Source organism: Priestia flexa (assembly GCF_021441905.1).
GTDB classification, from domain to species: Bacteria; Bacillota; Bacilli; order Bacillales; family Bacillaceae_H; genus Priestia; species Priestia flexa.
In genome coordinates this window covers 1,919,060-1,931,715 of sequence record NZ_CP090431.1, presented here as the reverse complement: position 1 = coordinate 1,931,715, position 12,656 = coordinate 1,919,060, and the positions used below count along the sequence as shown (strand labels likewise).

At 38.1% G+C, this 12,656-nt stretch carries 18 protein-coding genes; 15 read left to right on the top strand and 3 right to left on the bottom strand.

All coding sequences use genetic code 11. The features are described 5' to 3' along the window. The 3 genes from LZP85_RS09935 (at window position 1) to LZP85_RS09925 (ending at window position 1,977) form a co-directional block, all read left to right on the top strand. Window positions 1–795 carry an ABC transporter ATP-binding protein gene (locus LZP85_RS09935; RefSeq protein WP_061785478.1) on the top strand — a complete coding sequence of 265 codons (795 nt, stop codon included), beginning with the start codon at window positions 1–3 and terminating at the stop codon, window positions 793–795. 1 nt (window position 796) lies between these two features. Further along, entirely contained in the window at window positions 797–1,555 is a 759-nt protein-coding gene (locus LZP85_RS09930; RefSeq protein WP_061785479.1) for an ABC transporter ATP-binding protein, read from the top strand. 89 nt (window positions 1,556–1,644) lie between these two features. Further along, window positions 1,645–1,977, top strand: a complete 333-nt coding sequence (locus tag LZP85_RS09925; RefSeq protein ID WP_025911789.1) for a cupin domain-containing protein — start codon at window positions 1,645–1,647, stop codon at window positions 1,975–1,977. Between the two features lie 32 nt (window positions 1,978–2,009). On the opposite strand, the gene LZP85_RS09920 is transcribed toward LZP85_RS09925, so the two are convergent. Beyond that, entirely contained in the window at window positions 2,010–2,564 is a 555-nt protein-coding gene (locus LZP85_RS09920) for a helix-turn-helix domain-containing protein (protein ID WP_025911791.1), read from the bottom strand. Between the two features lie 98 nt (window positions 2,565–2,662). Between LZP85_RS09920 and LZP85_RS09915 the strand changes: the two genes are divergently transcribed. Together LZP85_RS09915 and LZP85_RS09910 are read left to right on the top strand one after the other, a co-directional pair. Then, window positions 2,663–3,388: an AzlC family ABC transporter permease gene (locus LZP85_RS09915; RefSeq protein ID WP_061785480.1), complete on the top strand. Its 726-nt coding sequence runs from the start codon at window positions 2,663–2,665 to the stop codon at window positions 3,386–3,388. After that, window positions 3,385–3,711, top strand: coding sequence for an AzlD domain-containing protein (locus tag LZP85_RS09910; RefSeq protein WP_025911794.1), 327 nt, complete (start codon window positions 3,385–3,387; stop codon window positions 3,709–3,711). Before LZP85_RS09915 ends, LZP85_RS09910 begins: the two co-directional genes overlap by 4 nt. A 38-nt stretch (window positions 3,712–3,749) precedes the next feature. Here the strand turns inward: LZP85_RS09910 and LZP85_RS09905 are convergent, their stop codons facing one another. Next, window positions 3,750–4,370 (bottom strand): LysE family translocator, encoded by a 621-nt coding sequence (locus LZP85_RS09905; protein ID WP_025911797.1) that lies wholly within the window; start codon window positions 4,368–4,370, stop codon window positions 3,750–3,752. A 234-nt stretch (window positions 4,371–4,604) separates the two neighbouring features. Further along, window positions 4,605–5,477, bottom strand: coding sequence for a cation diffusion facilitator family transporter (locus LZP85_RS09900; protein WP_119543876.1), 873 nt, complete (start codon window positions 5,475–5,477; stop codon window positions 4,605–4,607). A gap of 278 nt (window positions 5,478–5,755) precedes the next feature. Here LZP85_RS09900 and LZP85_RS09895 point away from each other — a divergent pair, with 278 nt between their 5' ends. The 10 genes from LZP85_RS09895 (at window position 5,756) to nikA (ending at window position 12,573) form a co-directional block, all read left to right on the top strand. Beyond that, complete coding sequence (locus LZP85_RS09895) at window positions 5,756–6,184, top strand: thiol-disulfide oxidoreductase DCC family protein (RefSeq protein WP_142925386.1); 429 nt, start codon at window positions 5,756–5,758, stop codon at window positions 6,182–6,184. Then, window positions 6,171–6,614 (top strand): hypothetical protein, encoded by a 444-nt coding sequence (locus LZP85_RS09890; RefSeq protein WP_100347901.1) that lies wholly within the window; start codon window positions 6,171–6,173, stop codon window positions 6,612–6,614. Before LZP85_RS09895 ends, LZP85_RS09890 begins: the two co-directional genes overlap by 14 nt. Window position 6,615: 1 nt before the next feature. Beyond that, complete coding sequence (locus LZP85_RS20765) at window positions 6,616–6,738, top strand: hypothetical protein (RefSeq protein WP_257788882.1); 123 nt, start codon at window positions 6,616–6,618, stop codon at window positions 6,736–6,738. 366 nt (window positions 6,739–7,104) lie between these two features. Then, a complete protein-coding gene (locus LZP85_RS09885; protein WP_061785484.1) occupies window positions 7,105–7,662 on the top strand; it encodes a GNAT family N-acetyltransferase in 558 nt (185 codons plus the stop codon). 106 nt (window positions 7,663–7,768) lie between these two features. Then, window positions 7,769–8,329, top strand: a complete 561-nt coding sequence (locus LZP85_RS09880; RefSeq protein ID WP_061785485.1) for a hypothetical protein — start codon at window positions 7,769–7,771, stop codon at window positions 8,327–8,329. A gap of 73 nt (window positions 8,330–8,402) precedes the next feature. Then, window positions 8,403–8,822, top strand: coding sequence for a DUF4395 domain-containing protein (locus LZP85_RS09875; protein WP_025911804.1), 420 nt, complete (start codon window positions 8,403–8,405; stop codon window positions 8,820–8,822). 128 nt (window positions 8,823–8,950) lie between these two features. Beyond that, window positions 8,951–9,340 (top strand): hypothetical protein, encoded by a 390-nt coding sequence (locus LZP85_RS09870; RefSeq protein ID WP_078989653.1) that lies wholly within the window; start codon window positions 8,951–8,953, stop codon window positions 9,338–9,340. A gap of 30 nt (window positions 9,341–9,370) precedes the next feature. Further along, the gene (locus LZP85_RS09865; RefSeq protein ID WP_025911806.1) at window positions 9,371–9,934 is read left to right on the top strand and encodes a nitroreductase family protein; all 564 of its coding nucleotides are present in this window, start codon (window positions 9,371–9,373) and stop codon (window positions 9,932–9,934) included. Window positions 9,935–10,034: 100 nt separating this feature from the next. Further along, window positions 10,035–10,985 (top strand): DMT family transporter, encoded by a 951-nt coding sequence (locus LZP85_RS09860; RefSeq protein ID WP_119543874.1) that lies wholly within the window; start codon window positions 10,035–10,037, stop codon window positions 10,983–10,985. A gap of 58 nt (window positions 10,986–11,043) precedes the next feature. After that, the gene (nikA, locus tag LZP85_RS09855; protein WP_119543873.1) at window positions 11,044–12,573 is read left to right on the top strand and encodes a nickel ABC transporter substrate-binding protein; all 1,530 of its coding nucleotides are present in this window, start codon (window positions 11,044–11,046) and stop codon (window positions 12,571–12,573) included. The last annotated feature ends 83 nt before the right edge of the window (window positions 12,574–12,656 follow it).

Genomic DNA, 12,656 nt, shown 5'->3' with positions numbered 1-12,656 from the left:
ATGATTTTGTCGATTGAAAAGCTGTCGGTAAGAAGTAAAGAAAAAAACATTCTTGATAACGTATCACTACAGCTTGAAAAAGGTGAGTGGTATGCGCTTGTAGGTCAAAGTGGCAGCGGGAAAAGTGTTTTATCGCAAACGATTGGTCAAATGTTGTCACCTAACTTAACAGCTGAAGGCAAAATTAATTTCAACGGAGAAAATACGCTTTCATTGAGGCGCAGCGACCTAAAAAGAATCCGAGGCCAAAAAATTGCGTATATTTTTCAGGATTACCAAGGGTCATTTACACCATTTCGAACGATTGGCCAGCATTTTCAAGAGTATCAAAAAGTGCATGGCGTAAATGATAGAATAGTTAGAAAAGATAATGCAATTCAAGCTTTAGAATCTGTAGGGTTAGATGAAAAATTCTACAAACGCTATCCCTTTCAGCTGAGCGGTGGGCAGCTTCAGCGCACGTCGATTGCATTATCCCTTTTATTATCACCTGAGCTCGTTATTGCCGATGAAATTACAACAGCGCTTGATAGTATATCAGCTCATCGGATTTTACAAGTATTAAAAGAAAAACAACAAGAAACAGGCTGTACAATTTTATTTATTACGCATGACTGGCGACACGTTAGAAAATATGCGGACCGCTTAGCTGTTATGAAGGAAGGCAAAATTGTAGAATGTGGTGATAAAACAAAAGTACTCACGAACCCTCAGCATGAATACACAAAGCAGCTAATCGCAGCGGCACCGGTATTAAAAGCAAACGAGTTAGCGGTTAAAGAAGGAGTATTATAAGATGAGTTTATTGTCGGTTCAAAACCTTACTAAAACGTATGGTGGTCAACAGGTCTTAAAGAACGTTTCGTTCGATTTGAAAAAAGGAGAGTGCTTGGGGCTTGTAGGTGAGAGTGGGTGTGGGAAAAGTACGCTTTCACGCTGTTTGATGCGTTTAGAACAAGTGAATAGCGGTAAAATTCTATTCAGAAATCAAGAAATTCAAAGCCTGAGTAGTCGTAAGCTAATGCCAATTCGCAAAGGCTTTCAAATTGTGTTTCAAAACCCAACGGCTGCATTAAATCCTAAACTTAAAATAAAAGATTCCCTTTTAGACCCTTATTTACAGTACAGAAAGCAGTTAAGTCTGCGCTATTTTTCATTTTCATCAAAAGAACAGTTTGTGTCAGAACTGCTCAATATGGTTGGGTTGCCTGCAAGTATTGCTGAAAGATACCCTCACGAACTAAGCGGAGGACAAAAGCAGCGCGTGACGCTTGCTCGCGCAATTAGCATTGAACCTGAACTTGTTATACTAGATGAACCAACGGCAAGCCTCGATGTTATTTCACAGCGAAGCATTTTGCATTTGCTGGAAGATCTTCGCGACCAACTAGATTTATCCTACTTGTTTATTTCACACGACCTTACAGCAGTTAAAGAGCTGAGTCAACGCATTATGGTAATGAAACAAGGTGAGGTTGTGGATATGTTTCGGACTGAAGAGTTATTTCACGCTCAAAGAAATCCCTATACAAAAGAACTCGTATCCATTTTTTAAGCAGTGTATCATTTGAAAAGATACACTGCTTTTTATATAGATAATAATATTATTATGTTAACTAGAGTGTATGAAGAGGTGAAGATTACTTGAAGATTATTTCATTTCAACAGCAGCAGGCGGTTCCAGTTACACGATATAACTCTGAGCTATCAAGCTATTTGAAGATAGCGAATCTAAAAGAAGCTTCTATAGGAATTATGTATATTGAACCGGGAGGAATTACAGGTCATCATGAGGCGCCAAGTAAACAGCTGTTCTTGGTAATTGAGGGTGAAGGTTGGGTAACAAGTGATGATGAAGTCCAGGTACAAGTCAAAAAAGGACAAGCAGCATTGTGGGAAAAAGACGAGTGGCACACGTCAGGAAGTGATGTGGGAATGACAGTAATTATTATTCAAGGTTCATCTCTTATAGTTTAAATAAAAGGAGCTCTAATCTATTAAGGCTCCTTTTATTGCGGTTCTGGGTAGTACATCAACAAGAAAAAGCTCGCTTCTTTTTCCGTTCGATTTATATAGCTATGAGGTGACGAGCCTGGAAACTGAAGCGCATCTCCAGATGTTAGCTCATGTTCTTCACCGTCTACTATAACAGACAAATCACCGTCTTTTACCAGCAAGTATTCTTCTCCAAGGTGAGATTTTGCTCCGTGCGTACACCCAGGGGCAAGCGTAACGATATATACTTCAAACTTTTTTTCAGGATGGTAAGGAAAAAATGGAAAGACAACGTAGCTGCCTTCATTGTCTGTAATAGGTTTAAGATCGTTTAGCTGAATTTTTTTCACCTGTGCTTTTTGCTCTTGGATAAACGATGAAAAGGATACTTGAAGGCCATTGGCAATCTTCCATAGCGTCGTAACAGTTGGGCTGGATTTTCCATTTTCAATTTGCGCGAGCATTGCTTTACTGACACCCGTTAGCTCAGAAACTTGCGTGAGAGATAAGTTTCTTTTTTTTCGAATGCTAATTAAGTTAGCCGCAATTGTTTGCTGGATATGGTCCATAATAGATCTCCTTTAACATTTTTATATAAACAGTATAACATACAGTTGTTTGTTATAACAGTTGGTTGTATAATATAATGAACAGAGGAGGGGGTTACGTGATCACTGAAAAAGCGTTTGTTGAAAGAGAAAGTGCTATCCCAACCTTTTCACAAGGAGTGAAAGACTGTGTTCCCACGCTATTAGGATACATAAGTATTGGTATTGCTTGTGGAGTAGTAGGAGTAGCTTCAAAGCTTAGTGTTTTAGAAGTAGCGCTATTAGCCATATTTGTTTATGCAGGAGCGGCTCAGTTTATTTTTTGTGCGTTGCTTGTCGCTGATAGTCCGGCTTCAGCCATTATTTTAACCATTTTTATTGTAAACTTAAGGCATCTTTTATTATGTGCAACTCTTGCTCCACACTTTACGCGCTATTCGTTGGTAAAGAATATAGGCATTGGAGCTCTTATTACGGACGAATCATTTGGTGTTGCTGCTAATAAAATCGCAAAAGGTGAACATATAACGGACCGCTGGATGAATGGCTTAAACATTACGGCTTACTTTTCATGGATTTGTGCCTGCGTTGTGGGAGCGTTATTTGGAAACGTGATTGTAGATCCTGAAGCTTTAGGTCTTGATTTTGCTTTAATCGCTATGTTTGTCGCGCTTCTTGTTCTACAGCTGCAAAGTCTTGCTCCCAAAAAGCTTAGACATTCTCTTACCCTAATCGCATACATGACTATTGCCATGATTACGCTATCGTTTTTTATGCCTTCGCACGTAGCCGTTATTGTGTCAACTATCATTGTTGCAACGATTGGAGTGATGACTGAAAAATGAGTTTAGATCTATCAACACTGCTCATTATTTTAGGGTGTGCACTTGTAACGTTTATTCCAAGGGTTGTACCATTTGCAATTGTTCGAAACATGACGCTGCCAGAACCGGTTCTTAAGTGGCTTTCATATATTCCCGTTTGTATCTTAACCGCTTTGGTAGTAGAAAACTTCACCGTACAAACAGAAAATGCTCTTCAAGTGAACTGGGAAGTTATCATTGTAATTATCCCAACGATTTTCATTGCGATTCGAAGCAAGAGCTTATCCGTTACGGTTTTAAGCGGAGTAGCCTTAATGGCCGCAGTTCGCTTCATTATGGGATAAATAAAAAACGACTAGCCAATTGGTTAGTCGTTTTTGAATTAATTTTGTTTTGAAAACGCAAGCTTAACTCCAAAGCCAATCAGTACTAAGCCAGTTGCCCTATCCATTGCGCGCTGAACCTTGGCCGATAACAGCCAGCTTCGCAAATAGTTAATGAAAAAGACATAAACAAAAAACCAAGAAATAGATAGAAACGTATATATAACACCCATCATTAGTAATTGCTGAATAGAGCTTGAACCTGGGGTGACGAATTGAGGTAAAAACGTCAGAAAAAACATCGCTACTTTTGGGTTTAATACGTTTGATAACAATCCCTGCTTAAATGCAGACTGACCAGGTTTTATTTGGTCTTTTAAATTCTCTTCTGTTTCTTGTTTTTTTCTTGTCATAAATGAAGAAACGCCGAGGTAAATCAAATAAATAGCTCCCACGTATTTTACAATTTCAAATGCTAAAGCAGACTGCATGAGAATGGCTGAAAGGCCAAACGCTGCGGCAAACGTATGAACTAATGAGCCCGTAGTAATCCCTAAAGCCATTCGATAACCAGAGGCTTGCCCTTCACTAACGGTGCGTTTTGTAATAAGCGCAGTATCAACACCAGGACTCATTACAACAAAAGAAGATAGTAATAAAAACGTTAATAAGTCATTCAAAACGTTCACCTCTTTCAGAAATAATTAAACCATATAGTAGCATAAAAGACGCGTATTTGTTAGATTATTCTTATTTTTTTGTTAACAATATTAAAGAGATGAGATATTTTTGGTTTCAAAAACAAGTTGAAAAACTATTGAAATAGGACGAACTTGTTCTTAAAAGCTAACTATTGTAGAAAAGTCATGATCCGTTCTTGAGAAAAAATATTTTGTTATGTGCTAGCCTCGTGCTTACCTTTCTTGTAAACCGTCCGGCTCTGGGTGAATCATAATGTGAGCGTTCGGAAACTTTTCAAGAATTTTATCCTCAATGCGATCACATAAGTGGTGAATGCTTTTGATGCTATTCTCTGGCGGTACGATGAGGTGAAAATCAATATGTTCGTGGGCTCCTGCTCTTCGTGTTTTAAAACACTGAATTTCAATATACTCACTTTGAAAGGTACGAATAGCCTGGAAAACCTCTTCTTCTTCACTTTTGTTTAAACGAGCGTCCAGCAGAGGAGGGAAGGCCTCTTTCATTAACTTCGTTGCTTCAATCATAATATAAAGCGCTAAGGCAATCCCGATAATAGGGTCTAGAAACGTCCAACCTGTTACGGCAACTAATATTAAGCTAAGTCCTACACCAAGCGATGTGTATACATCTGTAAGAAGGTGAAAGGCATTTGACTTCATTGCAACAGAGTTAATACGATTTGCTTCCTTATTTACAATTCTAGAAACTACAAAGTTAATAAGAGCACCCAGAAGCATAACACCAATAGCTAGAAGCGGAAGTTTAATCGGTTCAGGTGAAATCAACTTATGTACACATTCATAAATAATCCAAATACCTGCTACGTAAATAAGCAACGTCTCAATTGTTCCTGAGATATTTTCGATTTTTCCATGACCGTAAGGATGATCGTCATCTGCTGGCTTACCAGATACTTTAACAGAAATGAAAGCGATAAAAGAGGCCGATAAATCAAGTGCTGAGTGAATGGCCTCTGATAAGACGGCTACAGAACCGGTTAGAATGCCTACGCTAACTTTTAGTAGCACAACAAGTGAGTTGCTAGCGACAGATAAAAAGGCAATATTTGAGGATGAGCGTTTCATAAAAAACTCCTTTCAGTTTTATCGTAACAAGCTAGCAGCAAGTGGGTCTACAGCAACGTTTTTAGAAGGAAACAACGGTTTTTAAAGTCGCTAAAAAAGTTGAATAAAGACAAAACTATTGTAGGAAAAATGCCTGCTTTTTATTCTTCTTATGATAGTAGTTTGCGCACTTTAAACGGCTTTACTTACAAAACTGTAAGCTAACTGTAAGGTAATGACATCGTTACAGATGCGATAAGCTATTACAATGAAAAAGAAGGGAGGTTTTACCAATAGAAGTGAAAAAGCATATCATTTTTTTTGACGGAGACTGTCATATGTGTAATCAAACAATTTTATTTATAATGAACCATGACCCAACAGTTACGTTTTGTTTTGCTTCCCTACAATCATCTTTGGGTGAAAAACTGCGAACTAATCACATAATCCCTCAACAATACAACTCAATTGTCTTATTTCAAAACGAGTTGATCTATACAAAGTCAACGGCCATGTTACGTATTGTGAAAGAGCTCACAGGGCCGGTCAAATATGCATATGTCTTTATTATTGTGCCTAAACGCATTCGAGACAAAGTGTATGATTACGTAGCTAAACACCGGCACAAGTTTATGAAAAAAAGAGCTTGTCGGCTGCCTACTGCAGAAGAGAGAAGTCGATTTTTAACAGAAAAAGAGGTAAAGGAGTGGGCAAATGAAAGGTTCTAAATGGGTTTCAGTTTTTCGTCAATCAATTCCAGCAACGTTTCGGATTTTTTTAGGGGTTGTGTTTCTTATTTATGGCTCTGTAAAGATTGTATTCGGCCAGTTTGGAGAGCCTACGCCTGAAGCACTTGCGCTAAATGGTGAAGGGTTTGTTATGGCTTGGAGATTTTTTGGTTACTCCAAAGAATATGAAATCGTAATTGGAATTGGAGAGGTAGTAGCGGCTATTCTCATTATGATCCCGCGCACGGCGTTGTTTGGAGCAATCTGTTATTTTCCAATCGTTGTAAACGTAATGATGGTTAATTACTTTTTTGATATCGGCGTACAAGATTTAAGCACGGTGTTAACGCTAATGTGCCTAGCACTATTACTTTTTGAAAGAAAGCGACTTATTCAAGCGCTGTTTGTAAAAGAAGAAAGGAGAGAGTAGGATGACACCGTTTATGATAAAAATGCTGGTAGGGATTTTTGTTGGAACCACCTTATACTATTGGTGGAAAGAAGTAAGAAAAAAGGCAAAGCGCAAACCAAAGCATGAGTTTCCACTGAACTAAGAGTAGTAAAAAAATGTAGCCATGCTTGGAAGAGGTTCACTCCAAGCATGGCTATTATCAATCTATAATGAATACTCCCTATTAAAACGCATCAAAGAGATGTTTTATGTTTCTTATAAGGAATCGCACTGGCCAAAGTAAAAGCTGGGGAACTTCCAAGAGTAAATCAAAAAGAAAATCAAAAATGGTATATCGATCACGTGACGTTTTCTTTTTACGCTTTTGTTTTCTTGGCATCAACTGAGCACCTACCACCTTTTTATTATTTATTTCATTATACTGTTTTTTCGATAAAATGTATATTTCTTTCAAAACTACACAGATGTGGTAAAGTAGAAATAGACGATAAAAAGGAGTATTGATAGTATGAACATCAGAAAAGCAGAAAAACAAGAAGCAGGCGTTATAAGCGAGCTATTATATAGCATGCTTGGTCAAATTGCCCGCGACCATACTGCTAGTTCAGCGGACGACGAGGCTCTTCGCGTGTTACAAACATATGTGGAGTCAGACTGCAGCCGATATAGCTATAAAAATATTACGGTTGCTGAACTTAACGAGGAAATCGCGGGAGTCATGATTTGCTATGAGGGTGAACAAATTGAAGCTTTCGATCAGCCAATGGTTTCGTATGTTCGTGAAAAAACAGGAAACAGCAAGTGGCTTCCAGATAGGGAAACAGAAGCAGGAGACTTTTATCTTGATTCAATCGTTGTGGGTGAAAGTTATCAAGGTAAAGGCATTGGATCTATGCTGTTACAGAGTGCTTTTCAAGAAGCAGAAAGTAGGAAGCTTCCTTTAACCCTAAATGTTGAGTTTGATAATGAAGGAGCTCGTGCTCTCTACGAAAAAATGGATTTTTACGTGACGGGTACGCGTTACATTAGCGGAAAGCCATTTTATTATATGAAGCGAAACGCATAGTGATGAAAACCTCTTTCCACAGATGAAAGAGGCTTTCATAAATATTGTATGTACTGCAAATTTAGGGTACAATTATATAAAATGGATATATAAGGAAGGGTTCTTTATGGATATAAAGCGTATTCCCTTTAATATGAATTATAGTTTTAGCCAGAAGCTCCGCGAAGTGCCTTTTAATGAAGCTGATATCCGAAAAGGGATTGCTTATTTAAAAAAGAAAGCAATCTCAGAGGAAGATGAGAGAATAGCTGCGGACATGTACCGGATAATTGGTAAATATGAACGCATTGTAGGCGCATTAGAAAGCAGCGTAAGACATTTGCAGCTATCCATTTATTTATATGAAAGGTATCATGAACACGAGCAAGTATTTAAAAGTTCTATTTATTTAGGACAAACATTCCATTGGCAAAGTAATTGGTGTAAAGCAAATGAAACGTTCGAAACTCTCCTCAATCAGCTTCACATAAAATCATCGCTACATACATATGCAGATTTCTTGTATCAACAGTACGGAAAATGTTTATTAGATCAACAAAATCTTTCAAAAGCCCATCATTATTTTCAACAGTCGCTTGAAATTCGTTTGAAAGCAGGAAATGATAAGTTTATCGAAGAGGCAAATGAATGCATAAAGCTTTGTTTAAGAAAGTTGAAAAACTCATAAGTTTCCAAAGCTTCCATCTTTATTCTTACTAATACACTGTGTATAATGAGATATAAAGAGGGGGCTATTTGTCATGGGGATTCCAAAACCACTTGTTCAGTTCAATCAAGCTTTTATTGTAGCGAGCGTCGTTTTATCGTTTTTCACAACAACATGGGTACTGCTTGCTCCGTTTATTGTAGGGATCATTACTCTCCTAACAAAACAAAATCCCATCATGAAGGTGGGAAAACAATTTCTTAGAAAAGAAGCTTCATTCTATCCGTTAGAAGATCGCGATCAGCAGCTTTTCAACCAGTGGATTGCGACTAGCTGTTTAGGATTATCACTGTTGTTTTTTATGGTAAATCTACCAGTTGTATCAGCGGCTTTTAGCATCATGGTGCTTATTGCAGCAGGTGTAGCTTTAATGGGATACTGCATCGGATGTACGATACGTTATCGTTATATGATGTGGAAGTACAAGAGAAAGAAGCAAAAGCAAGCTGCATAAAGAAAAGGCGAAGTGCCTTTTCTTTTTTAATTGAGAAAAAGATTGACAGAAATGTCTTATATTCAGTAATATAAGGGTAGATAGTCAATTGAGAATGATTATCGTAGAACAGATGTGAGGGTAATCGTATGAGAGTAATATCATTTAAAAGCTACGAAGAATACCGGGAATTTATGATTCAAAAGTTTATCCATAAAGCAAAGCGTAAAGGCGCAAAACTTGAAAATGAAGAGTTTCAGAAGCGACTTGATGAACGCATGGAGCGAGTTAAAGAGTTTTGGGATGAGAGAGAATGTGAAAAGCAAATTGCTGATCGAGGAAGCGCGACGTTATCCGTACATCGAGGGATGTTTAAAGAAGACCAGCGCAAAGTTTCAAAACATCTTGATAATACAAGGCTTACCGAATCTATTCATGTACGCTTAGATGCCAATACATATGATAAACTGCTTACATTTTGTGAACAACACGATATGGATATTTCGCAAGCCGTGCGATTTTTAATTCAAAATAGCTAACACAATCTAGAGTTGAAAGGAACGATTCAGATGTCAGCATCCATTCGAGACGTAATAAGAGAAAGAAGAACCATTCGTACATTTAATAATGATCCAATTGAGAAAGAAGCTATTATCCAACTTTTAGACGATGCATCATGGGCTCCAAACCATAAGCTACGTCAGCCGTGGAGACTTGTGATGTTTTATGGGAAAGGCAATGAATCATTAAGTGAACAGATGAAAAACTTGTCCAAACAAGTTTCTGATGAAGGAGCAGCAAAAAAAATAGGGAAGATGGCAGAGAAATTTTCTCAATCACAGGCTAATATTATTATTACGGTCCCTAAAGATGAAAATGAAATGAAGCAAGAAGAAGATTTCAGCGCTGTGTCTGCTTTTATCCAAAATTTTCTACTGTTAGCGTGGGAGCAAGAAATTGGAGTGCTATGGAAAACTGGTAAACTCATTCATCAGCCGGGGTTTAGAAAAATAGCAGGAATAAAAGAAGATGAAGCTATTGTCGGTGTATTGATGTTAGGTAAATTTGATGACGTTCCAGCACCTAAGCCACGTGAAGCAATTATAGAAAAGCTAACGTTGATTGAAGCGTAAGAATAAAAGCTCTTGTTGTAAAACAAGGGCTTTTTTGTATACTTGTATAAAACAATCAGTGGAGTGTATTCGCACAATCGGTTAAAAAGGAGAGGATTATTTGACAAATGTTCAAAGAGCGTTTGGCTCAGCTTTTTTATATGCAATCATTACAGGTTTTGCGCTCATGATTGTAAAAGTAGCGCTAAACTATGCAGGGGTTATTGATGTGCTTGCCCATCGCTTTACGCTATCTTTTATAGTTGCTTCCTTGTTTCTATTTGTGAACAAGCAAAAAATGCAAGTGAATGGGCACGATGTTCTTCGTATTGTACCTCTAGGTCTTTTATTTCCGATAAGTTACTTTGGCTTTCAAGCGCTTGGTCTTTTATATACCACATCTTCTGAAGCGAGCATTATTCAAGCGTCGGTTCCAATTTTCACTTTGCTTCTTGCTACCTATCTATTAAAAGAAACGTCAACGTCTCGCCAAAAGTTTTCAATTCTATTATCTGTTTCCGGTATTGTATACATTCTAGCAATGAAAGGCGTAAATTTCTCAGCAAGTGGAAGTTTAGGTGCCCTGTTTATTTTACTAGCATCCTTATCAAATGCTTCTTATAACGTACTCGCTCGTAAAATGACACGCTCATATTCTACCTTGGAGCTTACATACGTCATGATGTTTGTTGGGTTTGTCGGCTTTAACGGAGTGGCCGTTGTTCATCATAGTCTTAACGGCTCGCTGGCAACATTTTTCGAACCGCTTTTTCAACTGGAATTTTTGCTTTCAGTAGCATACTTAGGTATATTTTCTTCTCTTATTACAGCTTTTCTATCCAACTACTCGTTAAAAACAATTCAAGCAGCGCAGATGAGCGTGTTTACTAATTTAGCTACGTTAATCGGTGTGATAGCAGGCGTCGCATTTTTACATGAGAGTTTGTCTTACTTCCATTGGATTGGAGGTATAGCTATTATGGTTGGTATTATTGGGACGACGTATAAAGGACGCTCCAAAGGTCAAAAGCTAAGCAAAGAACTGATTGACAAAAAGTTAGAAAACTCGTAAACTTTTGAAATTATGATTAGCATCATTTGCTAAGATACATACTTTGGAGGATTACGACATGAAAAGACAGATATGGAAAACAGCAATCATGATGGGAGTTGCGGCGTGCATGCTTACAGCTTGCTCTGGAAATAAGGAAAACAGCTCTGTAGATTCCGACCGCAACAAGCTTACCTTTTTATCCAACTTTCCAACAGATACCCTAGATCCCCAGCTTAACTACACGCCGCTGCGAGCAGGCATTGTGGAAACATTGGTCAAAACAACAGAAGATTCACAAATTGAGCCATGGTTAGCTGAAAGTTGGAAAACGTTAGACAATGGAACAACTTGGGAGTTTATTATTAGAGACGAAGTTGTGTTTCAAAATGGAAAAACGTTGGACGCTAAAGCGGTGAAATCGTCATTAGAACGTACGATGAAGGTGAGTGAAGCGATGAAAGCCTCATTGAAAATAAAAGAAATGAAAGCGGATGGTCAAAAACTAACGATTGTAACGCAAGAGCCTGTAGCTTCATTTCCGTCTGAACTCGTTCATCCCAACGCAGCTATTATCGATGTAACCGAAAAAAATATTGAAGCACATCCAGTAGGTACAGGACCATTTGAAGCGGTATCTTCTCAGCCAAACAGTAAGCTAGAGCTGAAAAAAAATGATCAGTATTGGGACGGTGAATCTAAATTGGATCGCGTTACAATGCTATACAATGAAGATGCAAATGCAAGGACAGCAGGGCTCCAATCCGGAGAAGCAGATATTGTGTATCGTCCTGAAATTGAAAACCTAGAGCTATTAAAGAAAGACGAGTCGCTTGTAGTTGACGTCGTTCCAAGCTTACGAACGCAAATGCTTTTATATAATACGAACATTGAAGCGTTTAAAGATGTTAACGTGAGAAAAGCATTTGATGTTCTCTTAAATCGTCAAGATGTGGTAGACTACACGCTTGCAGGACAAGGCGTAGCAGCCAACGGTCCGTTTTTAAAGGAGTTTTCTTTCGCTTATGATGCTCCGAAAAAAGAGTTTGGCACTGAATCTGCAAAAGAATACTTAAAAAAAGCAGGCTACAAATTTGAAAGCAACCAAGTAGTCAAAGATGGTAAGCAGCTATCGTTCACAATCTTAACATATCCATATCGCCCAGAGCTTCCCTTGATGGCACAGCTCATTCAATCGGAAGCGAAAAAGATTGGGGTCAAAGTAGAAATCCAGCAGGTTGAAAACATAGATGAATATATGACCACAAATTCCGACTGGGGCATAGCTACATACAGCTTAATTACGGCCCCGCGCGGTGATTCTTCTTATTTTTTAAATAGCGTTTATGGAAAAGATGGTTTTTATAACGTAGGTCACTATGATAATCCAGCGCTTAGTGATGTAATTAAGCAGTTAAATGAAACTGTTGACGAGCAAAAGCGCGTGGAGTTAACAAGACAAGCGGGAAAAATAATCAATGATGGAGCCCTGCACTCTGCTATTGTCCATCCAAATAATTTTGTTGCGTATAAAGAAAACGTAAAAGGATGGCAAATGACGAAAAGCGAGTACTATGTCATTACTAAAGATTTAGCTCTACAAGAATAATAGAAATCCCCTTCTTGCATTTATATGCAGAAGGGGATTTTTTATAAAGTAATGGTAGAGAAGGTGACAAAAAAACATGTTAT

Coding starts and splice junctions, on each gene's coding strand:
- LZP85_RS09935 (WP_061785478.1), top strand. CDS start 1: ATGATTTTGTCGATTGAAAAGCTGTCGGTAAGAAGTAAAGAAAAAAAC.
- LZP85_RS09930 (WP_061785479.1), top strand. CDS start 797: ATGAGTTTATTGTCGGTTCAAAACCTTACTAAAACGTATGGTGGTCAA.
- LZP85_RS09920 (WP_025911791.1), bottom strand. CDS start 2,564: ATGGACCATATCCAGCAAACAATTGCGGCTAACTTAATTAGCATTCGA.
- LZP85_RS09910 (WP_025911794.1), top strand. CDS start 3,385: ATGAGTTTAGATCTATCAACACTGCTCATTATTTTAGGGTGTGCACTT.
- LZP85_RS09900 (WP_119543876.1), bottom strand. CDS start 5,477: ATGAAACGCTCATCCTCAAATATTGCCTTTTTATCTGTCGCTAGCAAC.
- LZP85_RS09890 (WP_100347901.1), top strand. CDS start 6,171: ATGAAAGGTTCTAAATGGGTTTCAGTTTTTCGTCAATCAATTCCAGCA.
- LZP85_RS20765 (WP_257788882.1), top strand. CDS start 6,616: ATGACACCGTTTATGATAAAAATGCTGGTAGGGATTTTTGTTGGAACC.
- LZP85_RS09885 (WP_061785484.1), top strand. CDS start 7,105: ATGAACATCAGAAAAGCAGAAAAACAAGAAGCAGGCGTTATAAGCGAG.
- LZP85_RS09880 (WP_061785485.1), top strand. CDS start 7,769: ATGGATATAAAGCGTATTCCCTTTAATATGAATTATAGTTTTAGCCAG.
- LZP85_RS09875 (WP_025911804.1), top strand. CDS start 8,403: ATGGGGATTCCAAAACCACTTGTTCAGTTCAATCAAGCTTTTATTGTA.
- LZP85_RS09870 (WP_078989653.1), top strand. CDS start 8,951: ATGAGAGTAATATCATTTAAAAGCTACGAAGAATACCGGGAATTTATG.
- LZP85_RS09865 (WP_025911806.1), top strand. CDS start 9,371: ATGTCAGCATCCATTCGAGACGTAATAAGAGAAAGAAGAACCATTCGT.
- nikA (WP_119543873.1), top strand. CDS start 11,044: ATGAAAAGACAGATATGGAAAACAGCAATCATGATGGGAGTTGCGGCG.